The following is an 18618-nucleotide window of genomic DNA, read 5'->3' as shown; positions in this document are numbered from 1 at the left end:
TATGAGTGAATTTTCCCAGACAGTCCCCGAACTGGTTGCCTGGGCCAGGAAAAACGATTTCTCCATCTCGCTGCCGGTAGACAGACTCTCTTTCCTGCTGGCGGTTGCCACGCTGAACGGCGAACGGCTGGATGGCGAAATGAGCGAGGGTGAACTGGTGGATGCGTTCCGCCATGTCAGTGATGCGTTTGAGCAAACCAGCGAAACCATTAGCGTGCGTGCCAACAACGCAATCAACGATATGGTGCGTCAACGTCTGCTGAACCGCTTTACCAGCGAGCAGGCGGAAGGAAACGCCATCTATCGTCTGACGCCACTGGGTATCGGCATCACCGATTACTACATCCGCCAGCGTGAATTTTCCACGCTGCGTCTTTCCATGCAGCTCTCGATTGTGGCGGGTGAACTTAAGCGCGCCGCCGATGCAGCGGATGAAAACGGTGACGAATTCCACTGGCACCGTAACGTCTATGCGCCGCTGAAATATTCGGTGGCAGAGATTTTCGACAGCATCGATCTGACCCAGCGTCTGATGGATGAACAGCAGCAACAGGTAAAAGACGATATCGCGCAGTTGCTGAATAAAGACTGGCGTGCGGCCATCTCCAGCTGTGAAATGTTGCTGTCGGAAACCTCGGGTACGCTGCGTGAACTGCAGGATACGCTGGAAGCCGCAGGGGATAAGCTTCAGGCGAACCTGCTGCGCATCCAGGATGCGACCATGGCCCATGACGATCTGCATTTTATTGACCGTCTGGTGTTCGATCTGCAGAGCAAACTCGATCGTATTATCAGCTGGGGTCAGCAGTCGATTGACCTGTGGATCGGTTATGACCGTCACGTGCATAAATTTATCCGTACCGCGATCGATATGGATAAAAACCGCGTCTTTGCTCAGCGTCTGCGCCAGTCGGTACAGACCTATTTCGATGCGCCATGGGCGCTGACTTACGCCAGTGCCGATCGTCTGCTGGATATGCGCGACGAAGAGATGGCCCTGCGCGATGAAGAAGTGACCGGTGAACTGCCACCGGATCTGGAATATGAAGAGTTCAACGAAATTCGTGAGCAACTTGCGGCGATGATCGAAGAACAGCTCGCTGTCTACAAAACCAGACAAGTGCCGCTGGATCTTGGGCTCGTGGTGCGCGACTATCTGGCGCAATATCCTCGCGCGCGCCACTTCGACATCGCCCGCATCGTGGTAGACCAGGCCGTGCGTCTGGGCGTCGCGCAAGCAGATTTCACCGGGCTGCCGCCGAAGTGGCAGCCGATTAACGATTACGGAGCCAAGGTACAGGCGCATGTCATTGACAAATATTGAACAAGTGATGCCAGTTAAGCTGGCACAGGCGCTGGCGAATCCGTTGTTTCCGGCGCTGGACAGCCAACTGCGTGCCGGTCGTCACATTGGCTTAGACGAGCTGGACAATCACGCCTTTTTGATGGACTTCCAGGAGTACCTGGAAGAGTTTTACGCCCGCTATAACGTGGAGCTTATCCGCGCACCGGAAGGGTTTTTCTACCTGCGTCCACGTTCCACAACCCTGATTCCGCGTTCCGTGCTCTCTGAGCTGGATATGATGGTCGGCAAAATTCTTTGTTACCTCTATCTCAGCCCGGAGCGTCTGGCAAATGAAGGCATCTTCACCCAGCAGGAGCTTTACGACGAGCTGCTGGCGCTGGCGGATGAGAGCAAGCTGCTTAAGCTGGTGAACAACCGCTCCACCGGCTCGGATCTTGACCGCCAGAAATTGCAGGAAAAAGTTCGCTCTTCCCTTAACCGTCTGCGTCGTCTGGGCATGGTCTGGTTTATGGGCCATGACAGCAGCAAATTCCGCATCACGGAATCTGTCTTCCGCTTCGGCGCCGATGTGCGTGCGGGCGACGATGCGCGTGAAGCGCAGCTTCGCATGATCCGCGACGGTGAAGCGATGCCGGTGGAAAACCATTTGCAGCTCGATGATGAGCATGAAGAGAATCTGCCGGATAGCGGGGAGGAAGAGTAATGATTGAACGCGGTAAATTTCGCTCACTAACGCTGATTAACTGGAACGGCTTCTTTGCCCGGACGTTCGATCTGGATGAGCTGGTTACGACGCTCTCCGGTGGTAATGGTGCGGGTAAATCCACCACCATGGCGGCGTTTGTTACGGCACTGATCCCCGATCTGACGCTGCTCCATTTCCGTAACACCACCGAAGCGGGGGCGACCAGCGGCTCTCGCGATAAAGGCCTGCACGGCAAACTCAAAGCAGGCGTCTGTTATTCGGTACTGGACGTCATTAACTCCCGACATCAGCGTGTGGTGGTGGGGGTACGTCTGCAGCAGGTCGCAGGCCGTGACCGTAAAGTGGACATTAAACCGTTTGCCATCCAGGGTCTGCCAACCTCCATGCAGCCCACAGCGCTGCTGACGGAAACCCTGAATGAGCGCCATGCGCGCGTGCTGACGCTGCAGGAGCTGAAAGATAAGCTCGAAACCATCGAAGGCGTGCAGTTCAAGCAGTTCAACTCCATTACGGATTACCACTCCCTGATGTTTGATCTGGGCGTTGTGGCGCGTCGTCTGCGCAGCGCGTCTGACCGTAGCAAATACTACCGTTTGATCGAAGCATCGCTGTACGGTGGTATCTCCAGCGCCATTACCCGCTCCCTGCGCGACTACCTGTTGCCGGAAAACAGCGGCGTGCGTAAGGCCTTCCAGGATATGGAAGCCGCGCTGCGTGAAAACCGCATGACGCTCGAAGCCATTCGCGTGACGCAGTCTGACCGTGACCTGTTTAAGCACCTGATTAGCGAGGCCACCAACTACGTGGCGGCGGACTATATGCGTCACGCCAATGAACGTCGTGTCCATCTCGATCAGGCGTTAGAGTACCGCCGCGAGCTGTTTACCTCCCGTAAACAGCTGGTGGCTGAGCAGTATAAGCACGTCGAAATGGCGCGTGAACTGGGCGAGCACAACGGTGCCGAAGGCGATCTGGAAGCCGATTACCAGGCTGCCAGCGATCACCTGAACCTGGTGCAGACCGCCCTGCGTCAGCAGGAGAAGATCGAGCGCTATGAAGCGGATCTCGATGAGCTGCAAATTCGTCTCGAAGAGCAAAATGAAGTGGTGGCGGAAGCTGCCGACATGCAGGAAGAGAACGAAGCACGTGCCGAGGCCGCCGAGCTGGAAGTGGATGAGCTGAAAAATCAGCTGGCCGATTACCAGCAGGCGCTGGACGTGCAGCAGACGCGTGCAATTCAGTATACCCAGGCACTTCAGGCGTTACAGCGTGCAAAAGAGCTGTGTCATCTGCCTGACCTCACCCCGGAAAGCGCTGACCAGTGGCTGGATACCTTCCAGGCCAAAGAGCAGGAAGCGACCGAGAAACTGCTCTCGCTTGAACAGAAGATGAGCGTCGCGCAAACGGCGCACAGTCAGTTTGAGCAAGCGTACCAGCTGGTTGTGGCAATTAACGGACCGCTTGCGCGTAACGAAGCGTGGGAAGTTGCCCGTGAACTGCTGCGCGACGGTGTGAACCAGCGCCATCTGGCCGAGCAGGTTCAGCCGCTGCGTATGCGCCTGAACGAACTGGAACAGCGTCTTCGCGAACAGCAGGAAGCCGAGCGTATGCTGGCGGAGTTCTGTAAGCGCCAGGGCAAAAATTACGATTTCGACGATCTTGAAGCTCTGCATCAGGAGCTCGAAGCGCGTATTGCTGCGCTTTCCGATTCCGTATCCAACGCCAGTGAACAGCGCATGACGCTGCGCCAGGAGATGGAGCAGCTGCAGTCCCGTTCTAAGGTGCTGCTGCAGCGTGCACCAGTCTGGCTGGCTGCCCAAAGCAGCCTGAACCAGCTCAGTGAACAGTGCGGCGAACAGTTTGAGTCCAGCCAGGACGTGACCGAATATCTGCAACAGCTGCTGGAGCGCGAGCGCGAGGCGATTGTTGAGCGCGATGAAGTCGGCGCCCGTAAACGTGAGATCGATGAAGAGATTGAGCGCTTAAGCCAGCCTGGTGGTTCGGAAGATTCACGTCTGAACGCCCTGGCTGAACGTTTTGGCGGCGTGCTGTTGTCCGAAATCTATGACGATGTCGGTCTGGACGATGCGCCGTACTTCTCAGCCCTGTATGGCCCATCACGTAACGCGATTGTGGTCCCGGATCTGTCGCTGATTGCTGACCAGCTGGCAGGGCTGGAAGATTGCCCGGAAGACCTCTATTTAATCGAAGGGGACCCGCAGTCGTTCGATGACAGCGTATTCAGCGTCGATGAGCTGGAAAAAGCGGTTGTCGTCAAAATCGCCGATCGTCAGTGGCGTTATTCTCGCTTCCCTGAGCTTCCGCTGTTTGGTCGCGCAGCGCGTGAAAACCGGATTGAAAGTCTGCACGCCGAGCGTGAGACGCTGTCTGAACGTTTTGCGACCCTGTCGTTTGACGTGCAGAAAACCCAGCGTCTTCATCAGGCGTTCAGCCGCTTTATCGGCAGCCATCTGGGCGTGGCGTTTGAAGCTGACCCGGAAGCCGAAATTCGCAAGCTCAACACCCGTCGTGGCGAGCTTGAGCGTGCGATCTCAAACCATGAAAATGACAACCAGCAAAGCCGCGTTCAGTTCGAACAGGCGAAAGAGGGCGTTGCGGCCCTTAACCGCATCCTGCCTCGCCTGAATCTGCTGGCAGATGACACGCTGGCTGACCGCGTGGATGAGATTCAGGAACGTCTGAATGAAGCTCAGGAAGCGGCACGTTTTGTTCAGCAGTACGGTAATCAGCTGGCGAAGCTCGAACCAATGGTCTCCGTGTTGCAGAGCGATCCGGAGCAGTTCGAGCAGTTAAAAGAAGATTACGCCTGGTCGCAGCAGGTGCAGCGCGAAGCGCGCCAGCAGGCGTTTGCCCTGACGGAAGTGGTGCAGCGCCGGGCCCACTTCGGCTACTCCGATTCCGCGGAGATGCTGAGCGGTAACAGCGATCTCAATGAGAAGCTGCGTCAGCGCCTTGAACAGGCTGAAGCGGAACGTACTCGCGCCCGTGATGCGATGCGTAGCCACTCGGCACAGCTGAACCAGTACAATCAGGTCCTGGCCTCGCTGAAAAGCTCCTTCGACACCAAGAAAGAGCTGTTAAACGATCTTCAGAAAGAGTTGCAGGACATTGGCGTCCGTGCTGACAGCGGAGCAGAAGAGCGGGCGCGTATCCGTCGTGATGAACTGCATGCGCAGCTCAGTAATAACCGCGCACGTCGTAATCAGCTGGAAAAAGCGCTGACCTTCTGTGAAGCGGAAATGGATAACCTGACTCGTCGCCTGCGCAAGCTGGAGCGTGATTATCACGAAATGCGTGAGCAGGTCGTGACCGCGAAGGCGGGCTGGTGCGCCGTCATGCGGATGGTGAAAGACAATAACGTTGAACGCCGTCTGCATCGTCGCGAGCTGGCCTATCTCTCTGCGGATGAACTGCGCTCTATGTCGGATAAGGCGCTGGGTGCCTTGCGTCTGGCGGTGGCGGATAACGAACACCTGCGCGATGTGCTGCGTATGTCCGAAGATCCGAAACGCCCTGAGCGTAAGATCCAGTTCTTCGTGGCCGTTTATCAGCACCTGCGTGAACGTATTCGTCAGGACATCATTCGTACCGACGATCCGGTCGAAGCCATTGAGCAGATGGAAATCGAACTGGGCCGCCTGACGGAAGAGCTGACCTCCCGCGAGCAGAAACTGGCTATCAGTTCCCGCAGCGTGGCGAATATCATCCGTAAAACCATCCAGCGCGAGCAGAACCGAATTCGCCAGCTGAACCAGGGCTTGCAGAGCGTATCGTTTGGTCAGGTAAACAGCGTGCGTCTGAACGTGAACGTGCGTGAAGCGCACTCGACGCTGCTGGAAGTGTTGTCTGAACAGCACGAACAGCATCAGGATCTGTTCAACAGCAACCGTCTGACCTTCTCCGAAGCGCTGGCGAAACTGTATCAGCGCCTTAATCCGCAGATTGACATGGGGCAACGCACGCCGCAAACCATTGGTGAAGAGCTCCTGGATTACCGTAACTACCTGGAAATGGAAGTGGAGGTTAACCGTGGTTCAGACGGCTGGCTCCGTGCGGAGTCCGGTGCACTCTCTACCGGTGAAGCTATCGGTACCGGGATGTCGATTCTGGTGATGGTGGTCCAGAGCTGGGAAGATGAGGCGCGTCGTCTGCGCGGCAAAGATATCTCCCCATGTCGACTGCTGTTCCTGGATGAAGCTGCGCGTCTTGACGCCCGCTCAATTGCCACGCTGTTTGAACTCTGTGAGCGTCTTGATATGCAGCTCATTATCGCAGCGCCGGAGAACATCAGTCCTGAGAAAGGCACCACGTATAAACTGGTGCGTAAGGTATTCCAGAATACCGAACACGTTCACGTGGTCGGGTTACGCGGTTTTGCTCCCCAGCCGCCAGAATCCTTACCGGAAACAACGGCAGACGCGTCCTGAGGCGTTTTCTAACCGTGAGCGGCGCACCAGCGCCGCTTTTTTTTTCGCTTAACTTGTGTTTAAGGCTGCGTTATCTTTAAACTTCTTTACATAAGGTAAGGCAACAGGTTTGCCGTCACCCTATAATAAAAGAAAGCCCCAACGTGATGGGCATGTCGTGAAAACAGGGGGCAAGGGATGTTGCTAAAGAAAAAATGTGGTCGTCAGCTGTCTGCGCTAAGTTTATGCCTGGCAGTGACGTTTGCTCCACTGTTAACCGCTCAGGCCGACGAGCCTGAAATTGTGCCGACTGACAGCACAGCAACGACTGGCACACAGCCAACGTCGCTGTCTCAACCGCTGGAGCAGTCTCCTGCGACGGCCATCATGGCCGGTATTAAACCGTTGCCAGAAGGCATCGACGCGGAATCGCTTCGCCAGCAGCTGCTGTCTGGGCTGCCAGCAGGCTACACGCCTGTCTATACCAGCCAGCTCACGCTGCTCTATGCGGCGCGTGACATGAAACCCATGTGGGAAAACCGTGATGCCGTGCGCGCCTTCCAGCAACAGCTGGCAGAAGTCGCCATTGCAGGGTTCCAGCCGCAGTTCACAAAATGGGTTGAGCTCTTAACCGATCCTGCTGTCACCGGGCAGGCGCGGGACGTGGTGCTTTCCGATGCCATGATGGGGTATCTCCAGTTTGTGGCCGGTATTCCGGTCAATGGTAACCGTTGGTTGTACAGCGATAAGCCTTACAAGCTGGCGACTCCGGCACTGTCGGTAATTAACCAGTGGCAACTGGCACTGGATAGTGGCGATCTGCCGCGCTTTATTGCGAGCCTCGCGCCGGCACATCCGCAATACGCGACCATGCATCAGTCGCTTCTGGAACTGGTCGGGGATTCACGTCCATGGCCGCAGATGCGTGGTACCGCGACGCTGCGTCCTGGACAGTGGAGCAGCGATGTGCCTGCCCTGCGTGAGATCCTCAAACGCTCCGGTATTCTGGATAGCGGGCCTAAAATTGCCCTGCCGGGTGATGATGCGCAAAGCGTTGTTGTCAGCCCGTCAGCCCCGGTGAAAGAGAAAAAAGCCGCCGTTCTGAGTGATAAGCCCGCGGCCTACGATCGGGAGCTGGTTGCAGCGGTTAAGCAGTTTCAGGCTGCTCAGGGGCTGGGTGCTGATGGCGTGATTGGCCAGTCAACGCGCGACTGGCTGAACGTCTCACCTGCGCAGCGGGCAGGGGTGCTGGCGCTCAATATCCAGCGTTTACGCTTGCTGCCAGGGACCCTCTCTACCGGCATCATGGTGAATATTCCAGCGTATTCGCTGGTCTATTACCAGAACGGCAGTGAAGTGCTGGCGTCACGCGTGATTGTGGGACGTCCCGATCGCAAAACGCCGATGATGAGCAGTGCACTGAACAACGTGGTGGTTAACCCGCCGTGGAACGTACCGCCGACGCTGGCACGTAAAGACATTCTGCCCAAGGTCTGGAACGATCCGGGTTACCTGGAACGCCATGGCTATACGGTGATGCGCGGCTGGAACAGCAAAGAGGCGATAGACCCCTATATGGTCGACTGGTCAACCATTACCGCGTCTAATCTGCCATTCCGGTTCCAGCAGGCACCCGGTGCGCATAACTCGCTCGGACGCTACAAGTTCAATATGCCGAGTTCAGATGCTATCTATCTGCACGATACGCCGAACCACAATCTGTTCCAGAAAGATACCCGCGCGCTGAGTTCAGGCTGTGTGCGTGTCAATAAAGCCTCGGAGCTGGCTAATATGCTGTTGCAGGATGCAGGCTGGAACGATACGCGCATCTCTGACGCCCTGAAGCAGGGGGATACGCGTTACGTTAATATTCGCCATAATATTCCGGTCAATCTTTATTATCTGACGGCGTTTGTGGGTGAGGACGGGCGGACGCAGTATCGTACAGATATTTACAATTATGATCTCACGGCGCGATCCGGCGCACAAATTTTGCCAAAAGCTGAACAATTAATCAGGTAAATGAAGCAGTTCGGGAAAATAGGTTGTCGTAAGTAATGGTGAATACGGGGCTATATGGCTGGAGGCCGCGTATTTACTGGGGTTGGGTGCCTTGACGTAGTCGGCTTTGCCAGTTAAGGTGCCCTTCGTGCGCTAAGCATATTTACGATAAACATTGACCTGTAGACCTGATTATCATGGACAAATTTGACGCTAATCGCCGCAAACTGCTGGCGTTAGGTGGTGTTGCGCTCGGCGCAGCGGCCATCTTGCCGACGCCAGCATTTGCCACCCTCTCGACACCTCGTCCGCGAGTTTTAACGCTCAACAATCTCCACACCGGTGAGTCGTTAAAAGCGGAGTTCTTCGATGGCAGAGGCTATATTCAGGATGAATTAGCAAGACTTAACCATTTTTTCCGTGATTTCCGCGCGAATAAAATAAAAGCCATCGACCCAGGACTGTTTGATCAGTTATTCCGCCTTCAGGGCCTGCTGGGTACCAGCAAGCCAGTGCAGCTTATTTCTGGTTATCGCTCTGTTGATACCAATAATGAACTGCGCGCCCACAGCCGTGGGGTAGCGAAAAAAAGCTATCACACGAAGGGACAGGCAATGGATTTCCATATTGAAGGCGTTTCGTTAGCCAATATTCGCAAAGCTGCGTTATCTATGCGCGCAGGTGGTGTAGGATATTACCCAAGTAGCAACTTTGTGCATATTGATACCGGTCCGGTCCGGCACTGGTAATAACGAAACACAGGAGCAGTATGAACTATCGTATTATTCCGGTTACTGCATTCTCCCAGAATTGTTCATTAATCTGGTGTGAGCAAACCAAACTGGCCGCGCTTGTCGATCCCGGCGGTGACGCTGAGAAAATCAAGCAGGAAGTCGCTGATAGCGGTGTCACGCTGATGCAGATTTTACTGACGCATGGTCATCTTGATCATGTTGGTGCGGCGGCGGAGCTGGCACAGCACTTCGGTGTGCCTGTGATCGGTCCGGAAAAAGAAGATGAGTTCTGGCTGCAGGGTTTACCAGCCCAGAGCCGCATGTTTGGCCTTGATGAGTGTCTGCCCCTGACGCCCGATCGCTGGCTAAATGAAGGAGAGCGCGTTAACGTAGGGAATGTGACTTTACAGGTGTTGCATTGTCCTGGGCATACGCCAGGCCATATTGTCTTCTTTGATGACCAGTCCCGTCTGCTGATTTCCGGCGATGTGATTTTCAAAGGTGGCGTAGGACGCAGCGATTTTCCACGTGGCGACCACGGACAGCTGATTCAGTCGATTAAACAGAAGTTGTTGCCGCTGGGCGATGATGTGACGTTTATCCCTGGACACGGTCCGATGTCGACGCTGGGTTATGAACGACTCCATAACCCGTTCCTTCAGGACGAAATGCCTGTCTGGTAACCAGAATAAAAAAAAGCCTGCATTACGCAGGCTTTTTTTATGGGTGCAATTTACAGCACGGCGACGATGGCTTCGCACAGCGGCGCCATATTGTCTGGGGTCATGCCTGCAACGTTGACGCGGCCAGACGCCACGGCGTAGACGCCAAACTCTTCACGCAGACGCAGAACCTGTTCTTTGGTCAGGCCGCTGAAAGAGAACATACCGTTCTGCTTAATAATAAAGCTGAAGTCACGGTCAGCGCCTTTCTCCGCAAGGGTGTTCACAAACAGCAGACGCATGCGCTGAATACGCTGACGCATATCGTTCAGCTCTTGTTCCCAGATAGCACGCAGTGCATCGTTGCTCAGGATAGTCGCAACGACAGAGGCACCGTGTGCAGGCGGGTTAGAGTAGTTAGCGCGGATCACGGATTTCATCTGGCTGAATGCACGATCAACGGTTTCAGTATTCGCCGCAACCAGCGTACAAGCACCGACACGCTCATTGTACAGACCGAAGTTCTTGGAGTAAGAGCTTGCCACGATCAGTTCCTGATGCACGGCAGCAAAAGCGCGCAGACCTTCCGCATCTTCTTCCAGACCACGGGCGAAGCCCTGGTATGCAAAGTCAAACAGCGGCAGCCAGCCTTTTTCTACGGAGAGCTTCGCCAGCTGTTCCCACTGTTCCAGCGTTGGATCAATACCGGTTGGGTTGTGGCAGCAGCCGTGGAACAGCACCACATCACCCGCCTGAGCCTCATTCAGGCTGGTCAGCAGACCGTCGAAGTCCAGAGAGTGGTTAGCTGCGTCGTAGTAAGCATATTCACGGACTTCCAGGCCTGCAGAGTTGAATACGCTCTTGTGGTTTGGCCAGCTTGGGTTGCTCACCCAGACACGCTTAACAGAGGTGTTTTTCGCAAGGAAATCCGCCGCGACGCGCAGCGCGCCGGTACCGCCAGGGGTCTGTGCTGTACGCGCACGCTTGTCGCTCACAATTGCACTGCCTTTGCCGAACAGCAGTTCCTGAGTGCAACGACCAAATTCAGGGATACCATCAATACCGAGGTAATTTTTGGTGGTTTCATTTTCCAGCAAATACTGCTCAGCTTTTTTAACGCTGGTCAGCACCGGGGTTTTGCCGGTTTCATCTTTATATACACCAATACCCAGGTTGATTTTACCAGGGCGGTCGTCGGCACGAAACAGATCGGCCAGGCCCAGAATAGGGTCGGCAGGAGCGGCGGTAATGTTCTCAAACATGACGAAGTTCCATTGTGATTACAGAAGTGAAATCCGCTATCAGGTTAACGGTAGATTTACAAAATGCCAACCGTTTGCGACAAAAAGCGTGCGGCTTTTCAAAAGTCGCCATTTTTTGCTATCAGACATAAAAAAAACAGGGCCGAAGCCCTGTTCATTAAGCATATAACAACGTGGTGTACTGATTAGAACTGGTAGGTTACAGCCATTGCAACCTGGTCGTCTTTACCGTTCACGATACCCACGCTACGAGAGTAGTCGGTGTCGTCGATCAGGTTCAGCTGGTAATCAACATAGATGTTGAAGTTTTTGTTGAAGTAGTAAGTTGCACCCAGTTCAACGAATTTCTGCAGGTCAGCATCGCCGCCAGCGAAGGTGCCACGTTGTGCAAGGTTTTTACCTTTAGACTGCACGTAGGACACGGATGGGCGCAGACCGAAGTCGAACTGGTACTGAGCGATAACTTCGAAGTTCTGCGTTTTGTTTGCGAAAGAACCGTCGTCTTCACGGGTCATGTTACGCGTTTCAGCATAGGTGGTTGCCAGGTAGATGTTGTTCGCATCGTATTTAGCACCAACAGCCCATGCTTCCGCTTTCTCGCCTTTGCCGTCTGCGGATTGCGCGTCAGTACGGTCAGAGTTGCTGTATGCGCCGATCAGGCCGAAACCTTCACCGAACTCATAACCTACAGAGGTACCGAAACCGTCACCGTTAGCGGTTCTCACGTCAGTACGCTCGTTTTTGCCCTGATACTGCAGGCCCAGGCTCAGACCGTCAACCAGACCGAAGAAGTCAGAGTTGCGGTAAGTCAGGAGACCAGAGTTACGGCCAGTCATGAAGTTGTCAGAGTAGTTTGCCCAGGTCATACCTGAGAAAGATGGCGCCATATCGGTGTAAGATTCTACGTCGTATACGATACCGTAGTTACGGCCGTAGTCGATGGAACCTGCATCACCCGCTTTCAGACCGGCGAACGCCAGACGGGTACGCTGAGTCTGGTTGCTTTCTGCCTGGCTTGCCAGAGCACGGTATTCCCACTGACCGAAACCAGTCAGTTGGTCGTTAATTTGAGTCTCGCCTTTGAAACCGATCTGAGCATAGGTAGCGTCGTTGCTGTCAGTGTTGTCACCAGAGGTAACGAAGTCGTGCTCACCAACCACTTTCCCGTACAGATCCAGTTTGTTGCCGCTTTTGTTATAGATTTCTGCAGCGTTAGCTGCACCGGCTACCAGCAGGGCAGGGATTACCACTGCCAGAATATTGCGCTTCATCATTATTTATTACCCTCATTGGTTTTTTTATGACACTCGCCACTGCCGCCAATAAATTCTGTCAATAAATATTTCCGGAACTATTGATGAGAGTTAGGTGTCTTTATGTATCTGACAGGCATCTTTCCATTCATAGAACCGTTTCGCTAGCCTGAAAGTGCTACAATTCTCAAGATTAAGTTACAAAAAGAAATCATGTGTAAACAAATGTGTATTTTTCGGAACTTTGTGAACCACCTCAAATTTCAGTGTCCACTGGCGAATTAAACGGCAGATACTTTGATATCTATATGAAAAGCTTATAATTAATTTAGATAAAGGCAATTCCTATAAACAGAAGCCAAACGGCTCATTTTTTCTTATGACCCGAAAAAGACTTCTGGATGGCTGTAAAACTGGTTGAATTTTGTGCTATTGCTTCAGATTGCAATAAGCGCAATAAGAATAGGGTTTATTTTTTGTGCGTAGATGTTTCGTGGAAACAAAACGTAACAGGTAGTGGTTGTAACGGGGTTGTGGTTTAAAAATGCTGACTTTGCGCTGACGAAAACTGACAATGCAGAATAAAATAATGGCCAGCAATTGCTGGCCATTTGTTATTCAGTCGATTAGAAACTGGCGTTACGCGGTGTGCGTGGGAATGGAATAACGTCACGGACGTTCTGAACACCGGTGACATAGGCGATGAGACGCTCAAAGCCCAGACCAAAACCGGCATGCGGGACGGTACCGTAACGGCGTAAATCGCGATACCAGCTGTAATCCGCAGGATTAAGGCCCATCTCTTCCATGCGTGCGTCCAGAACGTCAAGACGCTCTTCACGCTGAGAACCACCGATGATTTCACCAATGCCCGGTGCCAGGACGTCCATCGCCGCAACGGTTTTACCGTCTTCGTTAAGGCGCATATAGAAGGCCTTAATGTCTTTCGGGTAGTTTTTCACCACAACCGGTGCTTTGAAGTGCTTCTCGGCCAGGTAACGCTCGTGCTCAGACGCCAGGTCAACGCCCCAGTAAACCGGGTTCTCAAACTTCTCACCGCATTTCTCGAGGATGGCCACCGCGTCGGTGTAGTCCACCTGCGCGAAATCTGCTGAGACGAAACGCTCCAGACGTGCGACTGCATCGCTGTCGACACGCTCTGCGAAGAATTTCATGTCATCAGGACGCTCTTCCAGCACCGCTTTGAAGACATATTTCAGCATCGCTTCTGCCAGACCCGCGACATCATCCAGATCTGCGAACGCCACTTCAGGCTCCAGCATCCAGAATTCCGCCAGGTGACGGCTGGTGTTGGAGTTTTCTGCACGGAAGGTTGGACCAAAGGTGTAGATTTTGGACAGCGCGCAGGCATAAGTTTCACCGTTGAGCTGACCAGAAACCGTCAGGAAGGCCTCTTTACCGAAGAAGTCTTTGTCATAGTCCACTTTACCTTCTGGCGTACGCGGCAGGTTTTCCATGTCCAGCGTAGAGACGCGGAACATTTCACCCGCGCCTTCCGTATCGGACGCGGTGATCAGTGGGGTAGACACCCAGAAATAACCCTGCTCGTCGAAGAAACGATGCAGCGCCTGCGCCAGCGTATGACGCACGCGGGCAACCGCACCAATCAGGTTGGTGCGTGGACGCAGGTGCGCCACTTCACGCAGGTATTCGATGCTGTGACGTTTTGCCGCCATTGGGTAGGTGTCGGGATCTTCAACCCAGCCAGTGACTTCAATGGCTGAGGCCTGAATTTCGAAACTCTGACCCTGACCAGGTGATGCCACAACAACACCGGTTACGATAACGGAACAACCCGTTGTCAGGCGCAGAACGTCATCATTGTAATTGGGCAGAGAATTATTAATGACGGCCTGTACAGGATCAAAGCAGGAACCGTCATAGACGGCAAGGAAGGAGATGCCAGCTTTAGAATCTCGGCGAGTACGCACCCATCCGCGCACGGTGACTTCTTGGTCAACGGCGACACGGCCCTGGAGTACGTCGGCTACAGGCACAACGCTCATAATATTCTCTCTGTTAATAGTCGGAAAAAATAAACACTTGTCCACCCTTACTGGGGGGGATATCTATGTTACCTGGCATCCGCCATCAGACAAGCAGATTTCGCAGTCAAAAGAGAAGAATTAAGAAATAAATTGAGGAGAGGGGAGCCTGAAAGGCTCCCGAAAGCGGTTAACTGGCTTTTTTGATCTGCGGCAGATCGAATGCTTTGCGTAATGCGCGCACAAAGGCTTTGTCATGGCAGATGGTTTTACCGGGGCTATCGGAGAGCTTCGCTACCGGCTTACCGTTACATTCCACCAGTTTTATCACGATGTTCAGAGGTTTTACCTGAGGGATGTCGCAGGTCAGGCGGGTGCCAATCCCAAAGCTCAGGTTAATTCTGGAGGTGAAATGACGATAGAGATCGACCGCTTTCGCCAGATCGAGGTTATCGGAGAAGACCAGCACCTTGCTCATCGGGTCAATGCCCAGTTTTTCGTAATGGGCAATGGCCTTTTCACCCCATTCAACCGGATCCCCGGAATCATGGCGTAATCCCTGATAACGTTCGGCAAATTCAGGGCCAAAATCACGCAAGAACGCGTCCATCGTAATACAGTCGGTAAGCGCGATGCCCAGTTGATTGGGATATTCTTCCAGCCACGCGGCCAGTGCGGCGCGCTGGCTGTTTGCCAGGTCCGGGCTTATCTGCTGATGCGCCTGGAACCACTCATGCGCCTGGGTACCCATTGGGGTCAGATCCAGACGACGTGCCAGATCGTAGTTGCTGGTGCCCACGAACCACGGCTCCTGCTGCAGACGCTTCACAATAGCCTGCTGCACTTCGCGAGAGAAACGGCGACGCGTGCCAAAATCCATCAGGCGGAAGCGGGACATATCCAGCCCTTCGGTCAGCGTTGAGAATGCGGCCAGTTTATTTTCCAGCGACGCGACCGCCTGCTCAACGCCGGTTTCCGGCGAACGGTAGCGGTGGGCCAGTTCACTGATCACCGCGAGAAGCGGAACTTCCCACATGATCACTTCACGCCACGGGCCTTCAAGACGAATATCCAGCTTGCCGTTATCATTGACCACGGTCACCTGCTCCGGCTTATAGCGGAAGTCGCGCAGCCAGTTCAGGTAGTCAGCTTTAAAGAAGGGCAGGCCAGAGAGCCACTGATATTCGTCGTCCTGCAGCGTCAGATGCTGCATAGCATCGACCTGTTCACGAATGGAGTCTGCGTAGATACCGAGCAAGTCGTCACCACGGCAGCGGAATTCCGCCGCGACATGGACGTCATAGTAATGGTGGAAAACGGCTTGCTGCATATGCAGTTTATACGCGTCGGTATCCAGCAATGTATGCAGAACAGGAGAAGCGAATTGAGTCATAGGTGCGCAGTAGCATCCTCTCACAGGAGCGTTTAGTACAATAAACAACTCCGGAGTATACCTTGTTTAGTGATTTATTGAACCCCGATCACAACATAAGCGCTCTTTATGGTCGAGGGCATTTTGTGCCCCGTGTTATACAAATGTAGCGAAAAAGGTGTTTGTACCTGAAAAGATGAACATTCTGCATAGCGCGTTTTACACAACAGGAATAGACTGGATTCGTTATTCGACAAACGATGCATAAGGTTTTCTATGACACAACAGCCACAAGCCAAATACCGCCACGACTACCGTGCGCCGGATTACCTGATTAGCGATATCGATCTGACTTTTGACCTGGATGCCACTAAAACCGTTGTCACGGCGGTAAGCCAGCTCACGCGCCAGAGCGCGACGGCTGTGCCGCTGCGTCTGGATGGTGAAGACCTGACGCTGGTCTCCGTGCAGATCAATGATCAAGCATGGTCTGACTATAAGATAGAAGGCAACCAGCTGGTTATCGACAACCTGCCGGAACGCTTTACGCTGCGCATCGTGAATGAAATCAGCCCGGCTGCCAACACGGCGCTGGAAGGGCTTTACCAGTCTGGCGTGGCCCTGTGCACCCAGTGTGAGGCCGAAGGTTTCCGCCACATTACCTGGTATCTTGACCGCCCGGACGTGCTGGCACGCTTTACAACGAAAATCATCGCCGATAAAACCCTCTATCCGTTCCTGCTTTCCAACGGCAACCGCGTAGGTGAAGGCGAGCTGGAAAACGGTCGCCACTGGGTACAGTGGCAGGATCCGTTCCCGAAACCGTGTTACCTGTTTGCGCTGGTGGCGGGTGATTTCGACGTGCTGCGTGATACGTTCAAAACCCGTTCAGGCCGCGACGTCGCGCTGGAGTTGTTCGTCGACCGCGGCAATCTGGACCGCGCGCCATGGGCGATGACCTCGCTTATCAACTCCATGAAGTGGGATGAAGAGCGCTTTGGCCTCGAGTATGACCTCGACATCTATATGATCGTTGCTGTCGACTTCTTCAACATGGGCGCGATGGAGAATAAAGGTCTTAACGTCTTTAACTCCAAATACGTGCTGGCGCGAACCGATACCGCGACCGATAAAGATTACCTGGATATTGAACGCGTCATCGGACACGAGTATTTCCATAACTGGACCGGAAACCGCGTCACCTGCCGTGACTGGTTCCAGCTGAGCCTGAAAGAGGGCCTGACCGTCTTCCGTGACCAGGAGTTCAGTTCCGATCTGGGTTCCCGTGCGGTGAACCGCATTAACAACGTGCGCACCATGCGTGGCCTGCAGTTTGCGGAAGATGCCAGCCCAATGGCACACCCTATCCGTCCCGATAAAGTCATCGAGATGAATAACTTCTACACCCTGACGGTGTACGAAAAAGGGGCGGAAATTATCCGCATGATCCATACCCTGCTGGGTGAAGAGAACTTCCAGAAAGGGATGCAGCTCTACTTCGAGCGTCATGACGGCAGCGCAGCCACCTGCGACGATTTTGTGCAAGCGATGGAGGATGCGTCTAATGTCGATCTTTCCCATTTCCGCCGCTGGTACAGCCAGGCCGGCACGCCGATTGTTACCGTCAAAGACGACTACAATCCGGAAACCGAGCAGTACACCCTGACCATCAGCCAGCGCACGCCGCCAACGGCAGAGCAGGAAGAAAAACACCCGCTGCACATTCCGTTCAGTATTGAACTGTATGACAACGAGGGTAACGTGATCCCGCTGCAGAAGGGCGGCCATCCGGTCCACCACGTACTGAACGTGACCCAGGCGGAACAGACCTTTATCTTTGATAACGTCTATTTCCAGCCGGTTCCCGCGCTGCTGTGTGAATTCTCTGCGCCCGTGAAACTGGAATATAAGTGGAGCGACCAGCAACTGACGTTCCTGATGCGCCATGCACGCAATGACTTCTCACGCTGGGATGCGGCGCAAAGCCTGCTGGCGACCTACATCAAGCTGAACGTTAATCGTCATCAGCAGGGCCAGCCGCTGTCGCTGCCGGTTCACGTTGCGGACGCATTCCGCGCAGTCCTGCTGGATGAGAAGATTGACCCGGCGCTGGCGGCTGAAATTCTGACGTTGCCATCCGCAGGCGAAATCGCCGAACTGTTCGACATCATCGATCCGATTGCCATTGTGGCGGTGCGTGAAGCGCTGACCCGTACGCTGGCGAACGAGCTTGCGGACGAATTCCTCGCAATCTACAACGCCAATAAGCTTGACGCTTATCGTGTGGAACATGCTGATATCGGTAAACGTTCCCTGCGTAACACCTGCCTGCGTTATCTGGCCTTCGGTGAGCGCGAGCTGGCAAACACGCTGGTGAGCAAGCAGTATCACGAAGCAGACAACATGACCGACGCGCTTGCAGCCCTGGCTGCAAGTGTTGCCGCTGAACTGCCATGCCGTGATGCGCTGATGCAGGAGTACGACGACAAGTGGCATCAGGATGGTCTGGTGATGGACAAGTGGTTTATCCTGCAGGCCACCAGCCCGGCGGCCGATGCCCTCAGCAATGTACGCAGTCTGCTGAAGCATCGCTCCTTCACCATGAGCAACCCAAACCGCGTGCGTTCCCTGATTGGTGCGTTTGCCAGCAGCAACCCGGCGGCGTTCCATGCGGAAGATGGCAGCGGTTATCAGTTTATGGTGGAAATGTTGACCGAGCTGAACAGCCGTAACCCACAGGTGGCGTCACGCCTGATTGAGCCGCTGATCCGTCTGAAACGCTATGATGCACAGCGCCAGGCGAAAATGCGTGCTGCGCTTGAGCAGCTGAAAGGGCTGGAAAACCTGTCTGGCGATCTGTACGAGAAGATCGCTAAGGCACTGGCCTGA

Annotated in this window: 11 protein-coding genes; 7 read left to right on the top strand and 4 right to left on the bottom strand. The window is 54.2% G+C overall.

All coding sequences use genetic code 11. From position 1 onward, the window contains the following. Position 1 precedes the first annotated feature (1 nt). The 6 genes from mukF (at position 2) to ACMVME_RS05255 (ending at position 9857) form a co-directional block, all read left to right on the top strand. Complete coding sequence (mukF, locus tag ACMVME_RS05280) at positions 2 to 1324, top strand: chromosome partition protein MukF (protein WP_014169399.1); 1323 nt, start codon at positions 2 to 4, stop codon at positions 1322 to 1324. After that, complete coding sequence (mukE, locus tag ACMVME_RS05275; RefSeq protein WP_014169400.1) at positions 1305 to 2009, top strand: chromosome partition protein MukE; 705 nt, start codon at positions 1305 to 1307, stop codon at positions 2007 to 2009. The genes mukF and mukE overlap by 20 nt, the downstream gene beginning before the upstream one ends. Further along, a complete protein-coding gene (gene mukB / locus ACMVME_RS05270) occupies positions 2009 to 6460 on the top strand; it encodes a chromosome partition protein MukB (protein WP_068794465.1) in 4452 nt (1483 codons plus the stop codon). The genes mukE and mukB overlap by 1 nt, the downstream gene beginning before the upstream one ends. Before the next feature lie 177 nt (positions 6461 to 6637). Beyond that, positions 6638 to 8461 carry a L,D-transpeptidase gene (gene ldtD, locus ACMVME_RS05265; protein ID WP_014169402.1) on the top strand — a complete coding sequence of 608 codons (1824 nt, stop codon included), beginning with the start codon at positions 6638 to 6640 and terminating at the stop codon, positions 8459 to 8461. Positions 8462 to 8637: 176 nt separating this feature from the next. Further along, the gene (locus ACMVME_RS05260; RefSeq protein WP_014169403.1) at positions 8638 to 9189 is read left to right on the top strand and encodes a YcbK family protein; all 552 of its coding nucleotides are present in this window, start codon (positions 8638 to 8640) and stop codon (positions 9187 to 9189) included. 20 nt (positions 9190 to 9209) lie between these two features. After that, entirely contained in the window at positions 9210 to 9857 is a 648-nt protein-coding gene (locus ACMVME_RS05255; protein WP_020884810.1) for an MBL fold metallo-hydrolase, read from the top strand. A gap of 50 nt (positions 9858 to 9907) precedes the next feature. On the opposite strand, the gene aspC is transcribed toward ACMVME_RS05255, so the two are convergent. The 4 genes from aspC to pncB form a co-directional block, all read right to left on the bottom strand. After that, positions 9908 to 11098 (bottom strand): aspartate transaminase, encoded by a 1191-nt coding sequence (aspC, locus tag ACMVME_RS05250; RefSeq protein WP_068794466.1) that lies wholly within the window; start codon positions 11096 to 11098, stop codon positions 9908 to 9910. Between the two features lie 185 nt (positions 11099 to 11283). Further along, on the bottom strand, positions 11284 to 12372 hold the full coding sequence (locus ACMVME_RS05245; RefSeq protein WP_014169408.1) for a porin: 1089 nt from the start codon (positions 12370 to 12372) through the stop codon (positions 11284 to 11286). A 605-nt stretch (positions 12373 to 12977) separates the two neighbouring features. After that, positions 12978 to 14378 carry an asparagine--tRNA ligase gene (gene asnS, locus ACMVME_RS05240; protein ID WP_032677806.1) on the bottom strand — a complete coding sequence of 467 codons (1401 nt, stop codon included), beginning with the start codon at positions 14376 to 14378 and terminating at the stop codon, positions 12978 to 12980. 169 nt (positions 14379 to 14547) lie between these two features. Then, a complete protein-coding gene (pncB, locus tag ACMVME_RS05235; protein ID WP_025204545.1) occupies positions 14548 to 15750 on the bottom strand; it encodes a nicotinate phosphoribosyltransferase in 1203 nt (400 codons plus the stop codon). A 255-nt stretch (positions 15751 to 16005) separates the two neighbouring features. On the opposite strand from pncB, the gene pepN reads away from it, so the two are divergent. Beyond that, complete coding sequence (pepN, locus tag ACMVME_RS05230; RefSeq protein WP_014169413.1) at positions 16006 to 18618, top strand: aminopeptidase N; 2613 nt, start codon at positions 16006 to 16008, stop codon at positions 18616 to 18618.

It is taken from the genome of Enterobacter cloacae complex sp. 2024EL-00711, from assembly GCF_047529885.1.
Lineage (GTDB): Bacteria > Pseudomonadota > Gammaproteobacteria > Enterobacterales > Enterobacteriaceae > Enterobacter > Enterobacter ludwigii.
This window is presented reverse-complemented; position numbering and strand designations above follow the sequence as displayed.